This is a genomic window from Lutimaribacter saemankumensis (assembly GCF_900100005.1).
GTDB classification, from domain to species: Bacteria; Pseudomonadota; Alphaproteobacteria; order Rhodobacterales; family Rhodobacteraceae; genus Lutimaribacter; species Lutimaribacter saemankumensis.
In genome coordinates, this window is sequence record NZ_FNEB01000001.1 from 261,010 (window position 1) to 285,464 (window position 24,455).

At 63.3% G+C, this 24,455-nt stretch carries 26 protein-coding genes; 8 read left to right on the top strand and 18 right to left on the bottom strand.

Annotated features, from left to right (window positions below):
* Positions 1-39: 39 nt before the first annotated feature.
* Positions 40-399 (top strand): phosphoribosyl-AMP cyclohydrolase, encoded by a 360-nt coding sequence (hisI, locus tag BLT50_RS01265; protein ID WP_090026969.1) that lies wholly within the window; start codon positions 40-42, stop codon positions 397-399.
* A gap of 8 nt (positions 400-407) precedes the next feature.
* Here the strand turns inward: hisI and gluQRS are convergent, their stop codons facing one another.
* From gluQRS to BLT50_RS01285, 4 genes are read right to left on the bottom strand one after another with little or no spacing between them, the layout of a single operon-like run.
* Complete coding sequence (gene gluQRS / locus BLT50_RS01270) at positions 408-1,247, bottom strand: tRNA glutamyl-Q(34) synthetase GluQRS (RefSeq protein ID WP_090025716.1); 840 nt, start codon at positions 1,245-1,247, stop codon at positions 408-410.
* On the bottom strand, positions 1,244-1,858 hold the full coding sequence (locus BLT50_RS01275) for a class I SAM-dependent DNA methyltransferase (protein WP_090025718.1): 615 nt from the start codon (positions 1,856-1,858) through the stop codon (positions 1,244-1,246). Before BLT50_RS01275 ends, gluQRS begins: the two co-directional genes overlap by 4 nt.
* Positions 1,859-1,880: 22 nt before the next feature.
* Positions 1,881-3,236 carry a methylenetetrahydrofolate--tRNA-(uracil(54)-C(5))-methyltransferase (FADH(2)-oxidizing) TrmFO gene (trmFO, locus tag BLT50_RS01280; protein ID WP_090025720.1) on the bottom strand — a complete coding sequence of 452 codons (1,356 nt, stop codon included), beginning with the start codon at positions 3,234-3,236 and terminating at the stop codon, positions 1,881-1,883.
* Between the two features lie 57 nt (positions 3,237-3,293).
* Positions 3,294-4,079 carry an enoyl-CoA hydratase gene (locus BLT50_RS01285; RefSeq protein ID WP_090025722.1) on the bottom strand — a complete coding sequence of 262 codons (786 nt, stop codon included), beginning with the start codon at positions 4,077-4,079 and terminating at the stop codon, positions 3,294-3,296.
* Between the two features lie 57 nt (positions 4,080-4,136).
* Here BLT50_RS01285 and BLT50_RS01290 point away from each other — a divergent pair, with 57 nt between their 5' ends.
* A complete protein-coding gene (locus BLT50_RS01290; protein ID WP_090026971.1) occupies positions 4,137-4,556 on the top strand; it encodes a PaaI family thioesterase in 420 nt (139 codons plus the stop codon).
* Positions 4,557-4,688: 132 nt separating this feature from the next.
* Here the strand turns inward: BLT50_RS01290 and speE are convergent, their stop codons facing one another.
* Both speE and speD read right to left on the bottom strand, forming a co-directional pair.
* Complete coding sequence (gene speE / locus BLT50_RS01295) at positions 4,689-5,534, bottom strand: polyamine aminopropyltransferase (protein WP_090025724.1); 846 nt, start codon at positions 5,532-5,534, stop codon at positions 4,689-4,691.
* Positions 5,531-6,040, bottom strand: coding sequence for an adenosylmethionine decarboxylase (gene speD, locus BLT50_RS01300; RefSeq protein WP_090025726.1), 510 nt, complete (start codon positions 6,038-6,040; stop codon positions 5,531-5,533). The genes speE and speD overlap by 4 nt, the downstream gene beginning before the upstream one ends.
* Positions 6,041-6,280: 240 nt before the next feature.
* On the opposite strand from speD, the gene BLT50_RS01305 reads away from it, so the two are divergent.
* From BLT50_RS01305 to rpsI, 3 genes are all read left to right on the top strand, one after another.
* Positions 6,281-7,180, top strand: coding sequence for a DMT family transporter (locus BLT50_RS01305; RefSeq protein ID WP_090026973.1), 900 nt, complete (start codon positions 6,281-6,283; stop codon positions 7,178-7,180).
* Between the two features lie 175 nt (positions 7,181-7,355).
* Entirely contained in the window at positions 7,356-7,823 is a 468-nt protein-coding gene (rplM, locus tag BLT50_RS01310) for a 50S ribosomal protein L13 (protein ID WP_090025728.1), read from the top strand.
* A complete protein-coding gene (rpsI, locus tag BLT50_RS01315) occupies positions 7,823-8,323 on the top strand; it encodes a 30S ribosomal protein S9 (protein ID WP_090025730.1) in 501 nt (166 codons plus the stop codon). Before rplM ends, rpsI begins: the two co-directional genes overlap by 1 nt.
* A gap of 138 nt (positions 8,324-8,461) precedes the next feature.
* Here the strand turns inward: rpsI and BLT50_RS01320 are convergent, their stop codons facing one another.
* From BLT50_RS01320 to BLT50_RS01360, 9 genes are all read right to left on the bottom strand, one after another.
* Positions 8,462-9,106, bottom strand: a complete 645-nt coding sequence (locus tag BLT50_RS01320) for a hypothetical protein (RefSeq protein ID WP_090025732.1) — start codon at positions 9,104-9,106, stop codon at positions 8,462-8,464.
* Positions 9,107-9,311: 205 nt separating this feature from the next.
* Positions 9,312-9,929: a TetR/AcrR family transcriptional regulator gene (locus tag BLT50_RS01325; RefSeq protein WP_090025734.1), complete on the bottom strand. Its 618-nt coding sequence runs from the start codon at positions 9,927-9,929 to the stop codon at positions 9,312-9,314.
* On the bottom strand, positions 9,922-10,791 hold the full coding sequence (gene ppk2, locus BLT50_RS01330; protein ID WP_090025736.1) for a polyphosphate kinase 2: 870 nt from the start codon (positions 10,789-10,791) through the stop codon (positions 9,922-9,924). The genes BLT50_RS01325 and ppk2 overlap by 8 nt, the downstream gene beginning before the upstream one ends.
* A 41-nt stretch (positions 10,792-10,832) precedes the next feature.
* A complete protein-coding gene (locus tag BLT50_RS01335; protein ID WP_090025738.1) occupies positions 10,833-11,801 on the bottom strand; it encodes an alpha/beta fold hydrolase in 969 nt (322 codons plus the stop codon).
* A 1-nt stretch (position 11,802) separates the two neighbouring features.
* Positions 11,803-12,726, bottom strand: coding sequence for a homoserine O-acetyltransferase MetA (gene metA, locus BLT50_RS01340; protein WP_090025740.1), 924 nt, complete (start codon positions 12,724-12,726; stop codon positions 11,803-11,805).
* A 48-nt stretch (positions 12,727-12,774) separates the two neighbouring features.
* A complete protein-coding gene (locus BLT50_RS01345; protein ID WP_090025742.1) occupies positions 12,775-13,635 on the bottom strand; it encodes an ATPase in 861 nt (286 codons plus the stop codon).
* Positions 13,636-13,695: 60 nt separating this feature from the next.
* The gene (locus BLT50_RS01350; RefSeq protein WP_090025744.1) at positions 13,696-14,583 is read right to left on the bottom strand and encodes a DMT family transporter; all 888 of its coding nucleotides are present in this window, start codon (positions 14,581-14,583) and stop codon (positions 13,696-13,698) included.
* A 159-nt stretch (positions 14,584-14,742) separates the two neighbouring features.
* A complete protein-coding gene (guaA, locus tag BLT50_RS01355; RefSeq protein ID WP_090025746.1) occupies positions 14,743-16,317 on the bottom strand; it encodes a glutamine-hydrolyzing GMP synthase in 1,575 nt (524 codons plus the stop codon).
* A gap of 91 nt (positions 16,318-16,408) precedes the next feature.
* The gene (locus BLT50_RS01360; protein WP_175491364.1) at positions 16,409-17,611 is read right to left on the bottom strand and encodes an OmpP1/FadL family transporter; all 1,203 of its coding nucleotides are present in this window, start codon (positions 17,609-17,611) and stop codon (positions 16,409-16,411) included.
* 363 nt (positions 17,612-17,974) lie between these two features.
* On the opposite strand from BLT50_RS01360, the gene BLT50_RS01365 reads away from it, so the two are divergent.
* Positions 17,975-19,519: a trimethylamine methyltransferase family protein gene (locus BLT50_RS01365; protein ID WP_090025750.1), complete on the top strand. Its 1,545-nt coding sequence runs from the start codon at positions 17,975-17,977 to the stop codon at positions 19,517-19,519.
* On the opposite strand, the gene BLT50_RS01370 is transcribed toward BLT50_RS01365, so the two are convergent.
* Positions 19,512-19,817, bottom strand: a complete 306-nt coding sequence (locus BLT50_RS01370; protein WP_090025752.1) for a DUF6477 family protein — start codon at positions 19,815-19,817, stop codon at positions 19,512-19,514. The two genes, BLT50_RS01365 and BLT50_RS01370, sit on opposite strands and share 8 nt — an antisense overlap.
* Positions 19,818-20,063: 246 nt before the next feature.
* On the opposite strand from BLT50_RS01370, the gene BLT50_RS01375 reads away from it, so the two are divergent.
* Positions 20,064-21,164, top strand: a complete 1,101-nt coding sequence (locus tag BLT50_RS01375) for a DUF6456 domain-containing protein (RefSeq protein ID WP_090025754.1) — start codon at positions 20,064-20,066, stop codon at positions 21,162-21,164.
* Here BLT50_RS01375 and mobA read toward each other — a convergent pair.
* The gene (mobA, locus tag BLT50_RS01380; RefSeq protein WP_245723247.1) at positions 21,161-21,766 is read right to left on the bottom strand and encodes a molybdenum cofactor guanylyltransferase MobA; all 606 of its coding nucleotides are present in this window, start codon (positions 21,764-21,766) and stop codon (positions 21,161-21,163) included. The two genes, BLT50_RS01375 and mobA, sit on opposite strands and share 4 nt — an antisense overlap.
* Positions 21,767-21,834: 68 nt before the next feature.
* Between mobA and BLT50_RS01385 the strand changes: the two genes are divergently transcribed.
* Entirely contained in the window at positions 21,835-22,314 is a 480-nt protein-coding gene (locus BLT50_RS01385; protein ID WP_090025756.1) for a DUF2478 domain-containing protein, read from the top strand.
* Positions 22,315-22,327: 13 nt separating this feature from the next.
* Here BLT50_RS01385 and BLT50_RS01390 read toward each other — a convergent pair whose 3' ends face one another.
* The gene (locus BLT50_RS01390; RefSeq protein WP_090025758.1) at positions 22,328-24,454 is read right to left on the bottom strand and encodes a 3-hydroxyacyl-CoA dehydrogenase NAD-binding domain-containing protein; all 2,127 of its coding nucleotides are present in this window, start codon (positions 24,452-24,454) and stop codon (positions 22,328-22,330) included.
* Between the last annotated feature and the right edge of the window lies 1 nt (position 24,455).

The following is a 24,455-nucleotide window of genomic DNA, read 5'->3' on the forward strand; positions in this document are numbered from 1 at the left end:
AGATAGGCTTTGTCCAGCCCGATGCCAAAGGAAAATGCCATGTCTTTCGATCCGGCCACGCTGAAATACGACGACCGCGGGCTGATCCCCGTCATCGCGCAGGATGATACCAGCGGTGAGGTGCTGATGATGGCCTGGATGAACGCCGAGGCCGTCGCGCGCACGCTGGAAACCAGGCGCGTGACCTATTGGAGCCGCTCGCGCCAGGCGTTCTGGATCAAGGGCGAAAGCTCGGGCCATGTGCAGGAACTGGTGGAATTGCGGGTTGATTGCGACCGCGATTGCCTGCTTGTCCGGGTACGACAAACCGGTCCGGCCTGCCATACGAACCGCCGGAGCTGTTTTTACACCGCGGTACGCAACAATCATGAAGTCGAGATCATGACGCCGATGGAATGACGTGACCGTTACAGCCCGACCATACGCCGGATGTCCTGGGGGCTGGCCCCATCGGCGCGAAACCGGGCGATCGCGCGCGCATCATCGCGTTTTGCCAGCCGCTTTCCCGCCTCATCGCGGATCAGAGCGTGGTGGTGATATTCGGGGATTGGCAATCCCAGCAATGCCAGCAGCAGAACCTGAACGGCGGTGAAGTCGAAAAGATCCTCGCCACGGACCACGGTCGTGATGCGCTGTGCGACGTCATCCAGGGCCGAAGCAAGGAAATAGGCAACGATTCCGTCTTCCTTCCGGCACAACACGATATCGCCAATCTCTTGCATTGCGCGCTCGGGGTCGATCCGGTGGGTTCCGGCAAAGGCTGCGCCGGTTTCCACGAAGTGCGGCATTTCCCGGCCCAGCCGTTCAAGCGCACGATCCAGATGCAGGCGCAGCGCATCGCCGGGCTGACGGCTGGCCATGTCGCGGTGTTTGCAGGTGCCGGGATAGACCTCGTGCGAAACACCTTCCTGCGGGGCGCTGAGCGCGGCACGGATCTGGCTGCGGCTGCACGAGCAGGGGTAAAGCAGCCCCATCTCTTCGAACCGGGCCAGATAGGCGTCATAGCTGGCGAGCTGCCGGGATTGCCTCAAGACAGGTTCGTCCCATGTCAGGCCAAGCCATGTGAGGTCTTCGATGATCTGCGCATCCCATTCGGGCTTGGCGCGCTGAAGATCGGTGTCTTCCATCCGCAGCAGGAACTGCCCGCCCGCAATGCGCGCCATGTCATGCGCCAGGATTGCCGAATAGGCGTGACCCAAATGCAAAGGGCCGGTTGGCGATGGGGCAAAACGGGTTCGGAATGTCACGCTTTTTCAAGGATATAAACGTTGGCGTTGATGTTCTTTCCGGGAATGTGGGGCCCGTGTTCGCGCTTGAGCAGCCGCGCGGCCGCGCAATCGATCCATTCGTTCACCTTGGCTTCGAATTCGGGATGTTCAAGCGCGTGGTCATTGAATGAAAAGGCAAACAATCCGCCGGCGGGCAAAAGCCCCATCAGCACGTCGAACAGTGACAGCGGTGCAGCACCGATGCCGATCACGCCCACCGCTGCGATCATCGGATAGCTGCCCGCCTCGACCGGGGGCGGCGCGGACGGATCAGCCAGAATGATGTTGCGGTAAACCCGCTTTTCACGCGCCACATCCAGCATTTCCTTTGTCACGTCGATCCCGTCGATCGTGGTGAACCCGGCTTCGGCAAAGGCAGCGCCGGACAGGCCTGTGCCGCATCCGTAGTCCAGCAACGGCAAGGATTTGTCCGGGGCAAAGCGCGCCAGGGCCTTGGCGATACGGCCGGGTGTGGCATAGCCGTTTTGCGTTAGTTCTGCCTCGTAAGTATCGGCCCATTCAGAATAAAGTTTCCGCGCGTCCCCACCTTCGGGGAGGTCGTAGGCTTTGTCGAGAAAGTTTTGTGTCATGCTGGCAGCATAGGATGCCCGGTCAGGCCGCGTCCAGTGCGCTCTGAGTCAGCCAGTCCGACCATGCGGCCTTGGCCCTATCGGTGTAGGCCTTGTAGCGGTCCTTGCGGCCGCGCCGCCCGCCCTTGAGCCCGTCGACCGGCCGGAACAGCCCGAAATTGACGTTCATCGGTTGGAACGTCTTTGCCTCGGCCCCGCCGGTTATGTGATGGATCAACGCGCCCATCGCGGTGTCCTGCGGGACAGTCGGCAAGGGTTGGCCCAGGATTTCGGCTGCGGCCAGACGCCCAGCCAAAAGGCCCATAGCGGCGGATTCCACATACCCTTCGACGCCGGTGATCTGCCCGGCGAACCGGATGTTGGGGCGCGATTTCAGGCGCATCTGGGCATCCAGCAGGGTGGGCGAGTTGATGAACGTGTTGCGGTGGATGCCGCCAAGACGGGCGAAACTGGCGTTTTCCAGCCCCGGAATCATGCGGAACACGTCCGTCTGCGCGCCGTATTTCATCTTGGTCTGGAAACCCACGATGTTGAAAAGCGTGCCCAGCGCGTTGTCGCGGCGCAATTGCACGACGGCATAGGGTTTTTCCTGCGGCGCGTGGGTGTTGGTCAGCCCGATCGGTTTCATGGGGCCGTGGCGCAGTGTTTCGCGCCCGCGCTCGGCCATCACCTCGATCGGCAGGCAGCCGTCGAAATAGCCGGCGGTTTCGCCCTCGTGAAACTCGGTCTTGTCGGCGGCCAGCAACGCGTCGATGAACGCCTCGTATTGCGGCCTGGTCATCGGGCAGTTGAGATAGGCCTTTTGTTCGGCCTCGGTCTCGCCCTTGTCATAGCGCGACTGCGCCCAGACCACCGACATGTCGATGCTGTCGGCATAGACGATGGGGGCGATAGCGTCGAAAAAGGCCAGCCGTTCGGCCCCGGTTTCGCGCGCGATGGCCTGTCCCAGCGCGTCCGAGGTCAGCGGGCCCGTGGCGATGATCCATTGGCCCTCATCGGGCAGCTCGGTGATTTCCTCGTGGCTGACAGACACGTTGGGCAAGGCGCGCAGCGTATCGGTGACGGATTGCGAAAACGGATCGCGATCTACCGCCAGTGCGCCGCCCGCGGGAAGGCGGTGACGGTCGGCCATCTGCATGATCAGCCCGCCCGCCTGCCGCATTTCCCAATGCAGCAAGCCCACGGCGTTCTGTTCGTCGTCGTCCGAGCGGAACGAGTTCGAACACACCATTTCCGCAAGGTTCCCCGTTCGGTGGGCAAAGGTTTCGACCTTGGGGCGCATTTCGTGGATGACCACGTTCACGCCCGCGCGCGCGGCCTGCCATGCGGCTTCGGAGCCGGCCATGCCGCCGCCGATGATATGCAATGTTTTGTCCATGCCAGCCATCTAGGGGATCGCGGGCCGTTTGGAAAGTATCGTGTTGCCTGTTGCCGCTTACTGCGACCACTCGGGCGGGCGTTTTTCCAGGAAGGCGGCGATGCCTTCGGCGGTGTCGCGATAGAGCATGTTCTGCACCATGACGTCGCCCGCATAATCGTAAGCGGCATCGAGCGGCATCTCGATCTGGTTGTAGAACGCCTCCTTGCCGATCTTGACGGCGGCACCCAGCTTGGCGGCGACGGTTTCGGCCAGCTCCTGCGTGGCGTCGTCGAGTTGATCATGCGGGACAACCCGGTTCACAAGGCCAAGCGCCTCGGCCTTTTCCGCCGGGATGAACTGGCCCGTGGTCAGCATCTCGAACGCATGCTTGCGCGCGATGTTGCGGCTGAGCGCCACCATCGGCGTCGAACAGAACAGCCCGATATTGACGCCGTTCACCCCGAATTTCGTACCTTCCGCGGCCACGGCCATGTCGCAGCTTGCCACCAGCTGGCAACCTGCGGCGGTCGCGATCCCGTGGGCCTGTGCGATAACCGGCTGCGGCAGTTTTCGGATCGACGTCATCATGCGCGAACAGCGGTCGAACAGATCCTTGAAATAGGCCTTGCCGCCATCTTCGGCCTGCCGCCCCGCGGTCATTTCCTTGAGATCGTGCCCCGCGCAGAATGCCTTGCCCGCACCCTTGATGATCACCGCACGCGTGGCGGTGTCGTCCTTGAGCCTGTCGAACTCTTCCTGCAAGGCGGCCAGCATGCCGTCGCTCAGCGCGTTCAGCTTTTCCGGTGCATTCAATGTCAGGTGGGCCACGGCGCCCGTGTCGTGACGTTCCAGCAGTGCCATCTTGTCCTCTCCTCCAATTCCGGCCAACTCTACGCACGGGACGGGACGGAGGACAAGATGACCCTGAAGATGACGGCCGGTGAGTTGCAGGCATTCATGGAGCGCGAGTTTCCGCAGGTGGCCGAGGATTTCGCGATCGACCGGCTGGCACCGATGGAAATCGACCTGCGCCTGAAAGTGGCCGAGCGCCATCTGCGCCCGGGTGGCACGGTGTCGGGGCCGTCGATGTTCAGCCTGGCGGATTGCGCGATCTACCTGGCGACGCTGGCGATGATCGGGCCGCAGGGGCTGGCGGTCACCACGAACGGCAGCATCGATTTCATGCGCAAGCCGGCATCCGGGCAGGACATCGTCGCGAAATGCCGGTTGCTGAAGCTGGGCCGTGTTCTGGCGGTGGGCGATGTGCTGATGTTCTCGGCCGGGATGGAACAGCCGGTCGCGCGGGCGTCGATGACCTATTCGATTCCGCCGCGCTGAGCGCGTCGGCCGGGGCAGGGGGGCGCTGCCCCCCTCGGCCTTTCGGCCTCACCCCCCGGAGTATTTCGGGCAAGATGAAGCTGCAGGAAGCGCAAACCGCGCGGTTTCGCTGCAAAACCGCGCGATCGGGCGTCAGCCCAGCAGCCGCGCCACATAGCCGGGCAAGGCGAAGGCGGCCTTGTGCACCGCGGGCGTATAGTAGAACGGATCGAGCCCGGCGGCCGCGAACCGGCCCTGGAGAACATCCAGCGTTGTGTGCCGCGCGTCGCCGTCGCTGCCCCAGCCGAACGCCATCGGACCGCCGGCATAAGTCGGGATCGTGGCGAGATAGCAGGTGGCATCGGCAAAGAGCGCGGTGAAGGCGCGCATGGTGTTGGTCAGCTCGTCGGGCTGCAGGAACGGCACACCGTTTTGCGTGACGAGGATGCCGCCCGGAGCAAGCGCCCGTTTCGCGTGGCCATAGAATGTGTCGGTGAACAGCACCTCGCCCGGACCGATGGGATCGGTCGAATCGACGATGATCACGTCGAAGCCGCCCTGCGTTTCGCGCATGAAATCGGCGCCGTCCGCGATCACGAGATTCAGGCGCGGATCGTCGAACGCCCCGGCGCTGAGGGCGGGCAGATACTGTTTGGAAAACTCGACGACGCCGCCGTCGATTTCGACCATGGTCACATGGTCGACGCTGGCGTGCTTGAGCACCTCGCGCGCCATCCCGCCATCGCCGCCGCCCACGATGCAGACGTGCCGCGCCGCGCCATGGGCGAGGATCGGCACATGGGTCAGCATCTCGTGGTAGATGGCATTGTCGCCCTCGGTGGTCTGCACCACGTCATCCAGCGTCAATACACGCCCGAAGGTGGGGTTTTCGAAGACGCGCAGGCGCTGGTGTTCGGTTTCGCTGTCGTAGAGCAGACGGTCCACGCGCAGCGATTGCGCGTAGTCCGCATGCAGTTTCTCGGTCGACCAGTCGGTCATGCCGCCACGCCCGCCTCGGCGACCACGCCTTCGCCGCGGCGCAGTTCACGCACACGCACATCGGCGGTGTTGAACGCCTTTGCCAGCACGTCGACCGCCAGCCAGGGCCGGGCATCGCCGCACATGAAGACGTCAAAGGCGCCGTAGCCGATTTCCGGCCACGTGTGCACCGAGATGTGGCTTTCGGCCAGCACCGCCACGCCGCTTACGCCCTGGGGCGAGAACTTGTGCGTGTGGATGTGCAGCAGCGTTGCGCCACAGGTGTCGACGCAATCGCGGAAAGCCTGCTGAATGCGCGCCTCGTCGTCGAGCCCCTGGCCGTTCACCACCTCGATGATGAGGTGCGTGCCGGCGAAAACGCCCTTGTCGTCACGGATGAAATGATCGTCACGTGCATCGTCGAACACGTCACGGTTGCATGCGGGGGCGAGACCCCGCGTGGTGTCTTCCTCTTGGGCGCCTGTCTCCAGACCGTACCCCAGTTGGAAGAGGTCCATGTCTTTCATGACATTCCCCTTCAAGCCAGTAGTGCGTTCCAGTCGGTCCCTTAGCGCCCCCCGGGAAGTCATCGCGGGTTGGGATCGGTTCCGAAAGTGAGCGGGCACCTAAGCCCTGCGTTCGAGTCGTTCAAGAGATAATTTCGCGTGACACGCAAAAAAAACGGTCAGGCGTTCCGTTACGTCACGCAAGCGGCGCATGCTTGTCCTTTTGCGGCGTTCCCGTTTCATGGATGCAAGGGGAAACGCATGACCAGTTTGTCGCCAGATCCGCGTCGCGCGCTCAAGGCTGTGGGGTTGCTGTTGCTGGCGATCATCTGCTTTGACCTGATGTCGGTCCTCGTGCGGCTTTTGTCTGCGCGCTATTCGGCGCTGGAGCTTTCGGCCTACCGCAACGTCCTGGGGGTCATCCCGAGCCTGGCGCTGCTGGTGGCCACAGGCGAATTGCGCCTGCGCGGCAGCAACCTGCGGATCGAGAAATGGCCGCTTGCGGTGGTGCGCGGCTTGGCTGTGGCGGTGGCGCAGCTGTGTTTCTACTCGGCGCTTGGCGTGCTTGAACTGGCGACGGTCTCGGCGCTGGGGCAGACCAACGCGATGTTCGTGGTGATCCTGTCGGTTGTCTTGTTGGGTGAACGGGTGGGGCCGTGGCGGATCGTGGCGCTGGTCGTTGGCTTCGCCGGTGCGATCTGGATCATCCGGCCGGGCAGCGAGGCGTTTTCGATCCATGCGCTGCTGCCTGTGGGGGCCGCGGTCTGTTACGCGTTCTCGATGATCTCGGTTCGGTTTTTCGGGTCTGGCACCTCGAACGCGCTGCTGTATCTCTATGCCTCGGTCGCGGCGGCTGTCGGGGCAATCCTGATGGCGGCGGTCACGACCGAGTTCACACCGCTGCAAAGCGCAGCCGATGCCGGGCTGATCTTCGTCATGTCGATCCTCGGCGGCACGGGCGTATTGTTCATGATGCTGGCCTACCGGATGGGCGAGCCGTCGCTGCTGGCGCCGTTCGGATATTTCGGGCTGATTTCGGCCTTCGTGATCGGCTGGCTGTTCTTCGGAGAGGCGCCGGTGGACACGCTGTTCCCCGGCGTGTTGCTTGTCGTGGGGGCCGGGGCGTTGATCATCTGGCGCGAGAACCGTCGAAGGGCGTGATTTTAACCCCTGAAATATGGGGTATTATAATACCTATTTTTTAAGCTATTGTTTTGTAATGCATAATTCGCGCATACGGCGCTTGACCTGCGATTTGGCACGTATATAACCCCGCAATCCGAATTCGGTGTCGGACCCGATCCGCCACCATAACGACAAACAAGGGTGATCCCGCATGAAAACCTTCTCTGCAACGCCTGCAGACATCGACAAGAAGTGGATCCTGATCGACGCCGAGGGCGTTGTTCTGGGCCGTCTTGCCTCGATCGTCGCAATGCGCCTGCGTGGCAAGCACAAGCCGAGCTTCACGCCCAACATGGACATGGGCGACAATGTCATCGTCATCAACGCCGACAAGGTGCAGCTGACCGGCAAGAAGCGCTCGGACAAGAACTATTACTGGCACACCGGCCATCCGGGCGGCATCAAGAGCCGTACCGCCGAGCAGATCCTCGAAGGCGCGCATCCCGAGCGCGTGGTCACGCAGGCCGTCAAGCGCATGCTGCCGGGCAACCGCCTGGCGCGTCAGCAGATGACCAACCTGCGCGTCTATGCAGGCGCCGAGCATCCGCACGAGGCCCAGAGCCCCGAAGTGCTGGATGTGAAATCCATGAACTCCAAGAATACGCGGGTGTCGAAATAATGGCTGATCAGATCAATTCCCTGGAAGACCTGAAGGACGCCGTGTCGGACGACATCGCGGGCGTTCAGGGCGCGGCGGCAGACGAAGTGGCCGCAGAACCCCAGCGCGACGCACTGGGCCGTTCCTATGCCACCGGCAAGCGTAAGGATGCGGTCGCCCGCGTCTGGATCAAGCCGGGTTCGGGCAAGGTGACGGTGAACGGCAAGGAGCTGAACAGCTACTTCGCACGTCCCGTTCTGCAGATGATCCTGCGCCAGCCCTTCGAAGTGGCCGGTGTCGAGGACCAGTTCGACGTGATGGCGACCGTCAAGGGCGGCGGCCTGTCGGGTCAGGCCGGTGCGGTCAAGCACGGCATCTCGAAGGCGCTGCAACTGTACGATCCCAGCCTGCGCGCGCCGCTGAAGGCCGCAGGCTTCCTGACCCGCGACAGCCGCGTGGTGGAACGCAAGAAGTTCGGCAAGCGCAAGGCGCGCCGCAGCTTCCAGTTCTCGAAGCGTTAAGCCGCTTCGTGCAAGACATTGGAAAGGCCGTCCCCAAGGGGCGGCCTTTTTCGTTGTTGCAGGGCATTTTCCCCGAGACAGAAACGGGGCACCCTTGCGGGCGCCCCGTCAGGCCATGACCGAGGGAACGGTTTTGACCTAGAGCGAGAAATCGTAGCTGAGGGTAAAGGTCAGCAGCCCGTCATTCCCGGTCGTGTCGTCATCCTCGTAAAGGATGTTGAACGCAACTTCGTCGGACACGGAATAGGTTGCGCCAAGTTCGTAATAGGTGGAGTCACCGGCTGTTTCGGTGCCGATCAGACCTTGGAGCGACCAGCGGTCGGTCAGGGCATAGTCGAGGCCGAGCTCGGCATAGGTTTCGTCGTTTTCGACGTCGTAACCCACCTCGAACGACCCGGCGAGGCTGTCGGTCAGGCCATAGGACAGAACGGCGATCAGTTCGGCCGTGTCATAGCCGCTGTCATCCAGGAAATAGGCGGCATAGGACAGGTCGAGCCCGACACCGTTGCTGAACTCGGTGCCCCATCCAAGGATGAGATCCATTTCGAACTTGTCCGGCGACAGGCCCGACGGCAGGGTGCCGAACCACAATTGGCCGTAGAACCCGTTCTTTTCCGCCTGCATGTAGAAGGACAGCGGGTATTCCGCTTCGGTGTTGGAATCGGTGGTCAGGTCATAAGACGTGGCGACGGCGACACCGCCCGACAGGTTGATGCCCTCGGCGTTTGCGGCCACGGGCAAAAGGGCAAGGCTGGCGCCCAGGCTGAGAAGGATTTGCTTCATTTCTAGAAACCTCGTTGTGCGTTGATGGCGGGGCTGGCTCACGAGGTTTGGAAACTCCTTTCCCTCTTTCGCATGGCTCCCGGACCACGCGAAAAGCGTTATTGCTGCGCTGCAGAAAAGGATCAGGGAATTGTGACGGCGCCGAAAAAATATTGGCAGAAACGTCAAAAATGCCCGTTTGTCAGGCGGTTGCGATGGTGTTCGCCTAACTGTCGGGCGGGATCAGTCCCAGCCCCCGGAGGTAAACGCCAATGGCCGATTCCAGCAACTCTTCGGGTGGAAACGGGCTGGCACGGCCGGGAGAGTTCCGGGCGAAGAGTTCCACAACCCCGTGGCTGAGCGCCCAGATATGCGCCGAGAACATCGCCGCAGGAGGGCGTTTTTCCTTGGGAATGTGCTGGCTGAGATCGCCGGCGGCCCGTTCCAGAACGTCCCAGGCCCGGCGCGCGACGGCGGCTAGTTCGGGTGTGCGGTTGACGCTGATACCGCTTTCGAACATCGCGATGTAGTGACCCGGATATTTGCGTGCGAAGGCCAGGTAGGCGCGGCCCGTGGCCTCGAACGCGGCAAGTGCCGATGGCTGCCCGCCCTTGTAGGCGTAATCCATAAGGTCGGCGAAAATCTCGTATCCCTGGCGCGCGGCTTCGGCGATCAGGTCTTCGCGGCCTTCGAAATGGCGATAGACCGCTGCTGGCGTGACGCCCGCGCGCTTGGCGGCCTCGGACAGGGTAAAGCCTGTCGGTCCCTTTTCCTCGATCAGTTCGAGGGCGGAATCGACCAGCGCCTGCCGCAGGTTGCCGTGATGATAGCCGCGTTTAGCCATCCCAGATATCCGGCCCGCCACACACCGCCGGGTCGATGGCCCCGATGGCGCCGGTATCCTTGCGGTCGTAATCCAGCGCATGCAGCACGGTGCGGATCGCCGCCAGGCGCGCGCGTTTTTTGTCGTCGGAACGGATCACGGTCCAGGGCGCGTGGCCCGTATGAGACCGATCCAGAGTTTCGCGGATCGCCTGCGAATACGCGTCCCACTTTTTCAGACCTTCGACGTCGATCCAGCTGAGTTTCCACTGCTTCAGCGGATCGCGCTCGCGCTTGATGAAGCGCTGCAATTGTTCGGCGCGCCCGACATTGAGCCAGAACTTGAAGACGTGGATGCCTTCGTCGACCAGCATTTTTTCGAACTCGGGCACCTGGCGAAAGAAATGTTCGCGTTGTTCGTCGGTGCAAAAACCGAACACCTTTTCGACCACGCCGCGATTGTACCAGGACCGGTCATAGAACACGATTTCGCCGCCCGCCGGCAAGTGATCGACATAGCGTTGGAAATACCATTGCGTGGCTTCGGTTTCCGTCGGTTTCGACAGCGCCACGACGCGCGCGCCGCGCGGGTTCAGGTTTTCGCGGAACCGCTTGATCGTGCCGCCCTTGCCCGCGGCGTCGCGCCCCTCGAAGACGCAGGCGATGCGGGCGCCGGCGGCCTTGGCCCAGTGCTGCAGCTTGACCAGTTCGACCTGCACACGCTCCATATCGCGTTCATAGGATTTCTTCTTCATCCGCTCGGAATGCGGATAGGCGGGATTCAGGATGTCGTCCTTGTCCGCCCGGCGGATGGCATCGCGGATCGGCTGCGGTGCGTGGTTTTCGTAATAGTCGCTGATCGCGCCGTCGAATGGCAGCTCCATGCGCCTCTCCTTTTTTCGGGCACTATGGGATGTTAAGGGGCTTAACGCAATCGGGCGCGCGCGGCCGCACGGTGGATTGCATCCTCGACCGCATCAGGCGCGGCATGATGCGGCATGTGGCCCACGCCCTTTAGCCGCGTCAGGTTCGCGCCGGGAATCTGGCGGGCCAGCGGTTCCGAGTGGATGTCGATCGGCACCACGTCGTCGGCGGTGCCATGAACGATTTCGACAGGCATCGGCAGCGTCGGGTAGCGTTCGCTCATTTCGACGACATGCGGGCGCAGCGTGTTTACCTGACGGGCATTGGCGCGGAAACTTTCACGCCTGAGTGTCAGACCCGCACCGATATGGCGCGCATAGCCGGGGGGCACCGGATCGGGGGCAAAGATCTCTTCAAGCGCGGCGTTCAGCCGGTCATAGGGCGACCATGCGCTGATCAGCGGCGCGATCAGCGCACCGCCCCAGCTTGACCCGATGATCCGATACATCGGCCCAAGCCCGCCGGGCCACGGGTTCGATGCGCCGGACACCACGATCAGCCCGGCGGTATCGTCGGGGCGTGACAGCCCCCAGGCAAGCGCGACCGCGCCGCCATAGGAGTGGCCCAGCACCAGGGGCGTCTTTACGCCGAGCCGGTCCGCCGCCGCCTGGAGCAAGGCGGCCTGTTCCGCCGGGCTTTCGGCGCGGGGCGTCCAGGGGCCGTATCTGTCCGACGCGCGCTCGGTCCAGCCAAGGCCGGGCCGGTCGAACACGATCACGCGGTAATCGTCGGCCAGACGGTCAACGAATGAAAAGGTGAAGTCGCGCGTATTGCCGCTCGCCCCATGAAGCAGCACGAGGTCTGGACCGGACCCTTCGACATGGGCATGGACGATGCGGCCGTTTACTTCGATCAATTCGCCTGTGGGCGGATAGCGCGCCTCGGCCGCGGCCTCGCGCAGGTCGGCGCGGCGGTCGATCACCGCCCCGCAACCCGCCAGGGCCGCAACGGTCAATGCGGCCCCCAGCATCCTAGTTCCCGATCTGCGCAAGTTCATATGGCGTGGTCTGGTAAATTTCGTTTATCCAGTTGCCATATAGAAGATGCGCGTGGCTTCTCCAGCGGTTCTGCGGTTGTTTGCTGGGATCGTCGTCGGGGTAATAGTTCATCGGCACGTTGATCGGCTCGCCGCGCGCCACGTCGCGATCGTATTCTTCCTTCAGTGTGCCGCTGTCATATTCCAGGTGGTTGAAGATATAGAGCGCGCGGTGGCCCGGATCCTCGACAAGGCAGGGGCCGACCTCGTCGCTGCCCAAAAGGGTGGTCAGGCCGGGAACCGCGTCGACATCCGATTGGCGCACCTCGGTCCAGCGGCTGACGGGGATCACGCAATCGTCGGAGAATCCCCGCAGATAAGGCGAGGCCGGGGCAAGGTTACGGTGCCGGAAACACCCGAACGCCTTGTGGTCCAGCATGTGCTTGGGCACGCCGTTCAAGTAATGGATCATCGCCATTCCGCCCCAGCAGACGCCGAAGGTGGAATGCACATGGCCCTGCGTCCAGTCGAAGACGCGGGTCAGCTCATCCCAATAGGTCACCTCTTCGAAGGGCAAATGCTCGATCGGGGCGCCGGTGATGATCAGCCCGTCGAATTTCTCGCCGCTGTCCGCCACTTCCGCGAAGGGGCGATAGAACGCTTCCATGTGCTCGGCGGCGGTGTTCTTGGTGGCGTGTTCGGTCATGCGGATCAGGCTGAGCTCGATCTGCAGGGGCGTCGCGCCGATCAGCCGGGCGAACTGGTTTTCGGTCTGGATCTTTTTCGGCATCAGGTTCAGCAGCCCGATGCGCAGCGGGCGGATATCCTGCCGGGCGGCCGCGTCCTCGGACATGACCATCACACCCTCGCGCGTGAGCACATCGAAGGCAGGCAGGTCAGAGGGCAGTTTTATCGGCATCGGTGTCAGGTATCCTTGTAGGTTCAGAAATCCCAGATAGGCGCGGGTTCAGCGGGCGGCAAGCGTGTCCGCGATCAGGCTGTCGAAGTCCGTGGCGGTTCGGACCCGCGCCATGTCGTCGGCGGCCACGGTGATCCCCCAGCGATCCGCCATCTTTTCATAGCGCGGCTGACGATGGGCCAGTGCCTGCGCATAGGTCCAGCGGATAAAGGCATCGGGATCGACGTGGTCCTCGGCCACGCCCTCTTGCTGCAGGTAATCCTGCCAGACACGGTCAAGGAATTCGGGCTGATAGGACATCGGCTTGGGCGCGCGGTCGAACCGGCGGATCAACTCTTCGGTATGGGCGTCGTCGCCCCTGATCCAGACCATCAGCGTGTTCTGCGAAAGTTCGGTCATCAGCGGATCGTTGGCGTCGTCGGGATCGACCCATTCGCAGATCGACCCGCCGGTGTCGCAGACGAAATGCGGATAGCCATAAAGCCGCTCGGCGCGGTCGATGAAATAGGCGGTGTCCATCAGCGCGTGGATTTCGGCGGTGCGGAACTGGGCCTGGCGGCGCGTGTATTCGCCATAGGCCAGCCCGCCCTTGTCCGGGTCGCCGGGCTTGCCCAGGTAGGCCGAAACCGGCGCCAGGTTCTCGAATGTGATGTTCGATCCGATATAGATCGAGTCCGTCATCAGAAGATCGCGCAGGAATGGCACCTTCATCGCGTGCGCCTTGGCGTTGTCGGCGATGTATTCGCCCATGTAGCGCGTGCCGATGCGGTAATCGATCGAGTAATGGAACCATTCGCCGCTGTCGCGCAGCATGCGCGACACATGGGTCTTGCCCAGGCCGGACATGGCAAAGAACAGCACACGCTTGCGCGGCGCGCGGCGCCAGTCATCGGCAGAAGAATACAGCATCGGCCCGGTCCCTTGTGTTGCCTAAGACCTGTTATCCGGGTCGCGCGGGGTGGTCAAATGCTAGACCCGGCTGCGCCCCGCGCGGGTTTCCGTCCAGATGTTCAGATAGTTGCCGCCAAAGATGAACAGCGCCCCAAGGAACACGAACACGTCGAGCGGCTCCTGGTAGAGCAGCATACCCACCACCGCGATCAGCGGCAGGCGCGCGAAATCCAGCGGCACCACGACTGTCGCCGGCGCCAGGCTGAGCGCGGTGGTCAGGCAGAAATGCGCCAGCAGGCCCGCGCATCCGATCAGCACCAGCCAGGGCAGGGTGGTGGCGTCTGGCAGCGCGATGTCGCCGTCGAAACCGGCGCAGACCAGCCCCATGACGGCCTGCATGACGGTCATGTAGAACAGGATGCAGGTCAGGGTTTCAGTCCGCGTCAGCCGCTTGGTGAAGATGATCGATGTCGCGAACCCGATGGCGGACAGGGCGGCGGTCAGGATACCCATGTTCAGGCTGTCGGGGCTTGGCCGTGCCACGATCAGGATACCGATGAACCCCATCAGCGCGGCCAGCACCCGCACCCGGGTGAACCGCTCGCCCAGGACCAGCGGCGACAGCACCAGCACCCACAGCGGAGAAGTGAATTCCAGCGCGAAGACCTGCGCCAGCGGGATCACGGTGACGGCAAAGAACCATAGATTCTGGCCCGTGAAATGGCCGATATTTCGGATCAGGTGCAGCCCCATGTGCCGCCGCGTGATCTGGCCCAACGTGCCCGCGAACCCTCCGACCGCCAGCACGATCGCAAGCCCGACGAAACTTCGGTACATCATGATCTCGAACGTATCGAGCGACAGGCTCACCGCGCGCCCGGCCACGGCCATCGACGAAAACGACGCGATTGCCCCGGTCATCCAAAGCGCGGCGATCAGGACGTTGCGGTTGCCTGTCTCGTTCATGCCGCGCTCCTGGTTTTCTCTTTCCGAAAATATCCTCGGGGGGTGAATTGGCCGCAAGGCCAAGAGGGGTGCAGACAGCCCCCCTTTGCCCGGGCGCCGCAAGGCGCAACTGGTTGGAACAAGGGCAGTTTCATGCCGGGCCTTGTCGCCGTCCGCCCGTCATTCCCACTCGATCGTTCCCGGCGGTTTGCTCGTCACGTCATAGGTGACGCGGTTGATGCCCTTCACCTCGTTGATGATCCGCGTGGCAGTTTCGCCAAGGAAATCGTGGCTGAACGGGTAGTAATCGGCCGTCATCCCGTCGACCGAAGTCACGGCGCGCAGCGCGCAGGCGTAATCATAGGTGCGTCCGTCGCCCATCACGCCAACGGTGCGCACCGGCAGGATCGCAACAAAGGCTTGCCAGATCTCGTCGTAGAGACCGTGCTTGCGGATCTGATCGATATAGACCGCGTCCGCCTTGCGCAGGATTTCCAGCTTTTCGCGGGTGATCTCGCCGGGGCAGCGGATGGCAAGACCCGGTCCGGGAAACGGGTGGCGCCCGATGAAGCTTGCAGGCAGGCCCAGTTCGTGACCCAGCGCGCGCACCTCGTCCTTGAACAGTTCGCGCAGCGGCTCGACCAGTTTGAGCCCCATCTTTTCGGGCAGCCCGCCCACGTTGTGGTGGCTCTTGATCGTGACCGAGGGCCCGCCCGAGAACGACACGCTTTCGATCACGTCGGGATAAAGCGTGCCCTGGGCCAGGAACTCGGCGCCCTCGATTTCGCTCGCGTATTTCTGGAACACGTCGATGAAAAGGCGCCCGATGGTTTTTCTCTTGGTTTCCGGGTCGCTTATGCCTTCAAGCTCACCCAGGAACAGCTCGGATTCATCGGCGTGGATCAGCGGGATGTTGTAATGGTCGCGGAACATCGTCACGACCTCCTGCGCCTCGTTCAGGCGCAGCAGCCCGTGATCCACGAAGACGCAGGTCAGCTGGTCGCCGATCGCCTCGTGGATCAGCACCGCCGCGACCGAGCTGTCGACCCCGCCGGACAGCCCGCAGATCACCTGCTTGTCGCCGACCTGTTCGCGGATCTTGCGGATCGCTTCCTCGCGGTAGGCGCCCATCGTCCAGTCACCGGTAAATCCGGCGTCGCGGATGAAGTTTTCATACAGCGTCTTGCCGTTGGGCGTGTGGTGCACCTCGGGATGGAACTGCACCGCGTAAAAGCGGCGGTCAAGGTCGGCCGTGATCGCGAACGGCGCGCCGGGCGACGTGCCCAGAACCTCGAATCCCGGTGCGATTTCAGATACATGGTCGCCATGGCTCATCCAGACCTGTTCGCGGCCGGACCCATCCATGAACCAGCCGTTCAGGAAATCGGGGCGCGGCCCGTCGGTCGGCGACACATAGGCGCGGCCGAACTCTGCCGTCGCATGTTCGCCCGCTTCGACCTTGCCGCCCAGATCATGCATCATGACCTGCTGCCCGTAACAGATGCCCAGGATCGGCACGCCCAGCTCATAGGCGCGCCGCGGCGGCCGGGGCGAGCCCTCGCGCATCACCGAATCCGGGCCGCCGGAAAAGATGATGGCCTTGGGTGCAAAGCTGTCCAGAAACGCGTCGGTCACGTTCTGGTAGGGGTGGATTTCGCAATAGACATTCAGCTCACGCAGGCGGCGCGCGATAAGCTGCGTCACCTGGCTGCCGAAGTCGATGATCAGAAGGCGGTCATGGGATGTCTGGCTCATGTTTGCCTAGTAGTCCGACCATCCGACCTGCGCAAGAAAAAGCCGCGCCGGGGCAGGGCCCTTGCGCGGCTTTCGTGCGTTTTCGCGCGGCTTACCAGCGATAGGTGAACCCGGCCGCGATTTCGTGCTGGTCCATCCTGACCTCAACGGGTTGTGCAACGCCGGTCAGCGCGGGGTTGCTGCCGGTCAGGGATTTGTCGAAGGCGTGGGTGTACGAGACAGTAAAGCCCCAGTTTGCGTTGATCTTGTAGCTTGCCCCGATCGAAGCATGAAGCTGCGGGGTCGCCGGGGTCAGCGCGTTCATCACGGTCCCGCTGGCATCGAAGACCTGTGTGGCGTAACTCAACCCGCCGCGCAGCGTCCAGCGGTCGTCCAGCCGATAGATCGCGCCGATGCGGAAGACATCCATGTCGTCCCAGCCGAAGCCGATGCCGTTATCCGCGCCCAACGGTCCTTGCGGCGGGGCGTTGGGATTGGCGATCGACGGAATGTCGCCGTAGAAAATGCGCTGATATTCGGCGGTGAATGTCCATTGCGGGTTGGTGGCCGGCGTATAGGCCGCGCCAAGCGTTGCGACGGCGGGCACGTCGAACTCTCCGCCGCCCGCGAAAAGGCCGGCATACTTGTCGAAACGGCCCATGTTGATCTTGCTGCGATAGGCGGCCCCGATCGTCCATTCGTCGCTTGCCTCGTATAGCAAGCCGATATTGAGCCCGACCCCGGACGCCCAGTCATCCCCGCGATTCGTCACGTTCCCGCCGTCGATCGACATGCCCGCGAACGCCTCGAGCCCGGTGGCCGAGAACCGCTGGATCGCGATGATCGGCGCCACGCCCAGGGTCAGGCGGTCATTGGCCCGCCAGGCATAGTTGATGCCGATGAACGCCTGTTCCAGGTTGACGCCCAGCGGGGCCGACCCCGCGCCCAGCCCGGCATAGAAATTGGTGTCGTATTCGGTGTTCATCCCGCCATTGCCGAACATGAAGACGCCCAGGGTCGAGCGGTCGTTCAGCTTCCAGTTCACACCGCCGCACGGGATCAGAAAGACGCTGTTTCTGCTCTTGAACGTGCCGGCGGTCAGCGGCCCGCCCGGTGACACGGTGACCGAGCGGTCGGGCGCGAAGGTGGTCAGGCAAAAGCCCGCCATGTTGCCGATGGAATAGCCCGTGGCCGGGTTTTGGGCCATGCCCAGAACGCCGGTCGGCACGGCGACGCCGGCACCGGCCATGCCTTTCGATCCGCCGCCGTAACCGTTGGCGATATATCCGTTGGTGGCCGAAGCAGGGCCTGTCATCAGGCCGCAGAAAGCAAGTGCGCCCGCCGCAGCCAGGCGCGCAAATGATCGTATCATTGGGGTGGTCCCCTCCCGTTGGCGATGCGCCTTTGCGGCGCTTTTGTTGGATTGTGCCCGTAACGTGGGCAGGCCGTCCCTGTGTCGCGTATATTCCTGAATCATGATATTAGGTTTTCGGAATGTGGGTTGTCATGCCTTTTTTCGAAAAACTGCATTTTCGCGTCCGGCCCATTCGCGCAGGGCGCGCGATGTCGCTTTTTCACGTCAGGCGACGGTTTCCAGACCTTTGACGAAATGGACAGGCTGTATGACAGGGCAACCCCGCAGAATCCTGCGGGGCATCGGCGATGCAGAGGATAGGCGATGGCAGACGCAGAAACGCGCAAACGTGTTCGGGGTGGTGGAGGCGCGGCGCGCCGTGCGGCCCGTGGGGCGGTGTCCTTCGAGACCGCGAAATATATCGAACGGAACATCCCGAACTTCGATGTTCTGAACGAAGAGGCGCTTCAGATCATCGAAGAGAACGCGGAAACGGTTCTTGCCGAAATCGGCGTCAACTTCGTCAACAATCCGCCCGCGCTGGAACTGTGGCGCAATGCCGGTGCCGAGGTCGATGGCGAACGGGTGCGTATCCCGCGCGGCCTGGCCCGCAAGCTGTGCGCGACCGCGCCATCGCAATTCACCCAGCACGCGCGCAACCCCGCGCGCAACGTCGAAATCGGCGGCCGCAACCTGGTGCTGGCCCCGGTCTATGGCCCTCCCTTCGTGCATGACGCGCAAACCGGCCGCCGCTATGCGACGATGGAAGACTTCCGCAAATTCGTGAAACTCGGCTACATGTCGAAATGGCTGCACCATTCCGGCGGCACCGTGTGCGAGCCCACCGACGTCGCGGTGAACAAGCGTCACCTCGACATGCTGCACGCCCACATGACGCTGAGCGACAAACCCTTCATGGGATCGGTGACCGAGAAAAGCCGGGCACAAGACAGCGTCGACATGTGCGAGATCCTGTTCGGAAAGGATTTCGTGCAGGACAACACGGTGATGACCAGCCTGATCAACATCAACTCGCCGCTGACATTCGACGACGTGATGATGGGGGCGCTTGAAGTCTATGCCGCGAACAATCAGGCCTGCATCATTTCGCCCTTCATCGTGGGCGGCGCGATGGCGCCCGTTTCCGTGGCAGGCACACTGACGCAGGTTCTGGCCGAGGTTCTGGCCGGCATCGCCTACAGTCAGCTTATCCGCCCCGGTGCTCCGGTTATCTTCGGCGCATTCGTCACTTCGATCGACATGAATTCGGGCGCACCCACCTTCGGCACGCCCGAAGCTGCGCAGATCACCTATGGTGCGGGGCAACTGGCCCGTCGCCTGAACCTGCCGTTCCGCTCGGCCGGGTCGTTCAACGGCTCCAAGCTGCCTGACGCGCAAGCCGCCTATGAAACGGCCAACACGTTGAATGTCGGCCTGTTGTCGGGCGTCAACTTCATGCTGCACGCCTGTGGCTGGCTCGAAGGTGGTCTGGTCGCATCGTTCGAGAAATTCGTGATGGACGCCGATCAGCTTGGCGCGTTGCACAAGATGGCGCAGGGCATTTCCGTCGACACCGAGGCACAGGCGATGGACGCGCTGCGCGAAGTGGGGCCGGGGGGGCACTACCTGGGATGCGCGCACACGCAGGCGCATTTCCAGTCGGCGTTCTGGAAATCCGACCTGCTGGATTACAAGCCTTACGAGACCTGGTCGGAAGAGGGCGCCCGCGACACCGTCATGCTGGCCGCGGCACGGGTGGAAAAGCTCTTGGCGGATTACCAGCAGCCCGGTATGGACCCGGCCATCGCCGAGGCGCTTGCCGCTTACGTGGCCGAACGGAAAGCGTCCGAGCCTGACGCATTCACCTAAGCCCGGACACGACCGGATGCGAGGCGCGGATCAAACGCGCCTCGCCCATCATCGCGATCAGCACGCTGACATGGCGCATCGGTGAATAGCCTGCGTTTCCCTCGCGGCGCGCGGTGTCGATTTCCTGCTCCATTTCCATCAATGACATCAACGCCGCCCCGCTGACCGGCAGGGTAGCGCATTTCAGCAATGGGCGCAGATGCGCATCGCGGCGATACTCCTTCACGCCCAGACGCGCGGCGCGCAGCAGCAGGCGGGGGCGGTGCAGTTGGTGCAGCATGGTGGTGATATCCTGCATTGCGGTCTCCTCGGTTTCGCGAAGACCCACCTAAGCACAACCTATAGGGGTGTTGCGCGACTCCCATGATCAGCGCGCGCATGGTTTCCGGCCCGTTCACCATTTCCTAACGAAACTTGCCAAAGCGGAAATGGTTAACGGACGGGCAAGCTTTCTTCGCCAATTTGTTAACAAGTTTGGGGATGAACGGCAGACAGCCATGTCAGCGCCGATGACCTTTTTCGCGTAGGAGGCTGGACGGAAACGATGCAAAGACAGCTATGTGCGGATGTGCCGGATTGGGTTCCGCCTGACGCAGAACGCTATCTGGCCCATACCGAAGGCGGGTTGACCATTCGGGAACTCGCCAGGCACGCGGGCTGCCATGCATCGACCGTTCTGCGACAGATCCGGCGGATCGAAAGCCGCCGGGACGACAGGCTGGTCGACGAGGCTCTGCGCCATCTTGGGATGTCGTTGTTTCGTGCCGATCGGCCCGACAGCGACAAGGACAAGACAGCGATGAATGCCCAAACACCGAAACCCGACCTTCCTGAAGACGAAGAAACCCTGCGCGGGGAAGCGCTGCGCATTCTGCGGCGGCTTTGCGAAAGCGGTGCGATACTGGCCGTGGCCACGGATATGGAAAAGGCCGTCGTCATGCGCGAAGGTGGGCATGGCAGCAACCGCACGGCGGTCGTTTCAAGAAACGTGGCCCAGGCGATGGCGCTGAAGGGGTGGATTTCCTGCGATGCGCCCGGTCGCATTTCGCGCTACGCCATCACCGCAGCAGGGCGCGCGGCCATCGGTGACATGGCAGGCGACCTCCCTGGCTTTGCCGAGGCGCAGACACCTTTTGCGGATCAGCACCGGCTGTGGGACGACCGCGATATCAACGCGGCAGATGGCGCGCCACGGCGTCGTATCCGCTACAACGCGGCGGAATCGCCGTTGACCGCGCTCGCCCGGCGCAAGGACCGGGACGGCAAACCCTTTCTGGGCTACGAACTTGTTGCAGCGGGCGAACGTCTGCGTGAGGATTTCGAGCTTGCGCAGCTCGGCCCGCGTGTCGCCCAGAACTGGGACAGGTTCCTGACGGTGTCCGATCGCGGAACGTTTGGCGGCTCCGAACCGGGATTGCGCGGATCGGACGGCGCGCGCGATCGCGTGGCCGCCGCCCTGCGCGCGTTGGGGCCGGGCCTTGGCGATGTGGCGTTACGCTGCTGTTGTTATCTCGAAGGGCTGGAGACCGCTGAAAAACGCATGGGTTGGTCGGCAAGATCAGGCAAGATCGTCCTGCGGATCGCTCTGCAAAGGCTGAAGGCGCATTATGACCGTTTGGACCCCAGCGACAGCATGATCGGCTAAGGCGCGTTCAGCAGGCGGTTTGCCTCGACCAGATCCTCTGGCGTGTTGATGTTGAAAAAGGCGGGTGTCTTCCCCTCGTCGAACAGAACGGGCCGCGCTGCTACCTGTTCGACAAAGCGCATGACACGCCGTTCCCCGCGATCCAGTTGCGCCCGCAAGGCCGGCGCTGCCGAGACCGGCCACAGGCCACAGACGGGATGCGCCCGCCGCGTGCCATCGGCGGCACGGGTCTCGGCGATGGCGCAGGGGCCGGCCCGATCCAGGCGCACGACGAAATCCTGCGGCAGAAACGGCGTGTCGCCCGCAACGGTAATCACGCGTTCGGCGCCGATTTCGCCGGCCCAGAGCATCGCCGCCAGAATCCCCGCCAGCGGGCCGGGCCGGTCTGGCACCGGATCGGCGCGCACCGCCAGCCCGAACCCCAACCAGCGCGCTTGGTCGCCATTCGCGTTGATCGCCAGCGGACCGGCCTGCGGGCGCAGCGCCGCCAGCAGGTGGTCGATGACCCGCGTCTGTCCAAGTGGCATCAACGCCTTGTCGCTGCCGCCCATCCGGCGCGCGGCGCCGCCGGCGATGATCATGGCGGGGGGCAGATTGGTCATGGTGTCACATGGTTTGGAACGCGCAATTTGCCCTACAGTGCCCCATCGCGTGGACAAGGAAAACCGCCATGGCCCAGATTTTCGCGGTGCCCTGCACCGGGCAGACCGATGCCGCACTTGCGGTGCTGCGTGACCGGATGGTCGCGGATGGCCTGCGCGTGGCCGGTGTGTTGCAGGATCGCGCCCCGTCGGCCTCGGGTGGCAAGGCGCATATGGTTCTCCATGACGCGGCCGGCCGGTTCACGTCCGTGATTTCCCAGGATCTCGGAGCAGGGGCGGGCGGTTGCCGCCTCGATCCCGGCGCGCTCGAAGACGTCGTGCTGCGCGTCGCGCAGGCATTGCCGGGCGCGGACGTGCTGTTCGTCAACCGTTTCGGCAAGCAGGAAGAACAGGGGCGCGGCTTTGCCCCCCTGATCGCCGAGGCGCTCGATGCGGGTCTGACGGTGATCGTCGCCGTCGCCCCCGAAAAGCGCGGGGCCTTCCAGGGGTTTGCAGGCGATCTGGCCCATTGGGCCGACCCCGCAGATATCGCGATCGCCCCGGCCTGAGGCCACCGCCGTGTCAGGCAGCCGCGCGCAGCGATGCCGGCGGCAGGAACCTTGCGCCATAGCGCGCGGCCAGTTCCTCGCAGCGGGCGACAAAGCGGTCCCTGCCGTAGGTTTCAACGAATTGCGCATAACCGCCGGTCCAGACCGGCGCGCCGATCCCCATGATCGAACCGATATTCGCATCTGGTGTCGAACGCAGAACGCCTTCGTCCAGACAGCGCAGGGTTTCCAGAACCGCACGGAACAGCATCCGGTCCTTTATGTCGGCGTCTGGAATGTCCGCACCGTCCTTGCGCCACTTTTCCAGGCCCGGCCAGATGTCCTTGCCCGCCTCGGTATAGTCGAAGAAACCGCCGCCCACGCCACGGCCCTTGCGGCCGTACCGTTCGACCATCTCTCGCAGCACGGTGCGGGCCTCGGGGGTGACGTCCTCGGACGCGTCGCGCAGCCCCATGCCCACTTGCGTATCGAATATGTCGATGGCCAGCGACAGCTTAACCTCATCGTAGAGCGTCAGCATCCCCGTGGGGAAACCGACCGCGCGCGACAGGTTTTCGATGCGCACCGGATCGAGCCCTTCGGCCACCATCTGCACCGCTTCGTCCATCTTGGTCCCGATCGTGCGCGAGGTGTAAAAGCCCGTGCTGTCGTTCACCACAATGGGTGTCTTGCCGATCTGGCGCGCGAAATCGAAGGCGCGCGCCAATGTCTCGTCGTCGGTCTTTTCGCCCACCACGATTTCGAGCAGCGGCATCTTGTCGACCGGCGAAAAGAAATGCAGCCCGATGAACTTTTCCGGCCGCGCCGCGCCCTGCGCCAAGCGCGAGATCGGCAATGTCGAGGTATTCGAGCCCCAGAAACCGTTATCCGCCAGCAGCGCTTCGTGTTCTTTCAGAACGGCCTCTTTCACGTCGATGCGCTCGAAAACCGCCTCGATGATCAGGTCGCAGCCTTTCAGCGCATCGGCCTTGTCCGTGGGCGTGATCCGCGCCAGCACCGCGGCGGCCTCGTCCGCGGTCATCCGGCCGCGCGCCACGCGCTTGTCCAGCAATGCGGCGGTATAGGCCTTGCCGCGTTCCGCGGCCTCTTGCGCGGTGTCTTTCAGAACCACGTCGATGCCCGCCATGGCAGCCGAATAGGCGATGCCCTGGCCCATCATGCCAGCCCCGAGGATGCCCAGCTTGCCGATTTTCGATTTCGGAACGTCCCCGGGGCGCGCGGCGCCGCCATTGACCTTGCCCAAGTCGAAAAAGAACGCCTGGATCATGTTCTTGGTCACCGGCAGCGGCACGAGCGAGGCGAATTGCCGGCTTTCATACCGTTGCGCGCCGTCGAAATCGACGTTCGAGGCGGTGTTGGCCATGATGTCCATGATCTTGCCGGGCGCCGGCAGCAGACCGCGGGTCTTCTTGTACAGCATGGCCGACCCTGCCGCGAGGCGCGGCGCGGCTGCGGCGGTGTTCGACGCCCCGCCGGGGATGCGGTATTTCCGGTCGTCCCAAGGCTGGGTGCAGGCAGCGGCGTCGCCCTTGACCGACTTCAGCCAGTCCTTGGCGCGCGGCACAAGAGCTTCGGCGCTGTCCACAACCTCGTGGATCAGACCGGCCTCCAGCGCTTTTTTGGCGGGCACCATGCGGCCTTCCAGCACGAAAGGCATCGCGCCCTCGATCCCCAGCATATAGGTCATGCGCACAACGCCGCCGCCGCCGGGCAACAGGCCCAGCGTCACCTCGGGCAGGCCGATCCTGACTTTGGGCAGGTCTGCCGCGATGCGGTAATGGCTGGCCAGGCAGATTTCGAATCCGCCGCCCGCCGCCGCGCCGTTGATTGCCGCCACGACCGGAACGCCCAGCTTTTCCAGCCGGCGCATGTTGGCCTTGGTCCGCTCCACGTTTTCAAAGATTTCCTGCTCTTGCCCCGTTTCGACCGCGATCAGCCATTTCAGATCGCCCCCGGCAAAGAATGTCTCCTTGGCCGAGGTCAGAACCACGCCGGTCAGCCCTTCTTCGGCGCAGAGCTTGTCCGTCATTTCCTGGTACAGGACGTCGAATTCGGCGTTCATGGCATTGACGGGGCCGTCCATGTCCATGGTGACCGTGACGATGCCGTCGGCATCCTTTTCGTAATGAAACGCACCCATG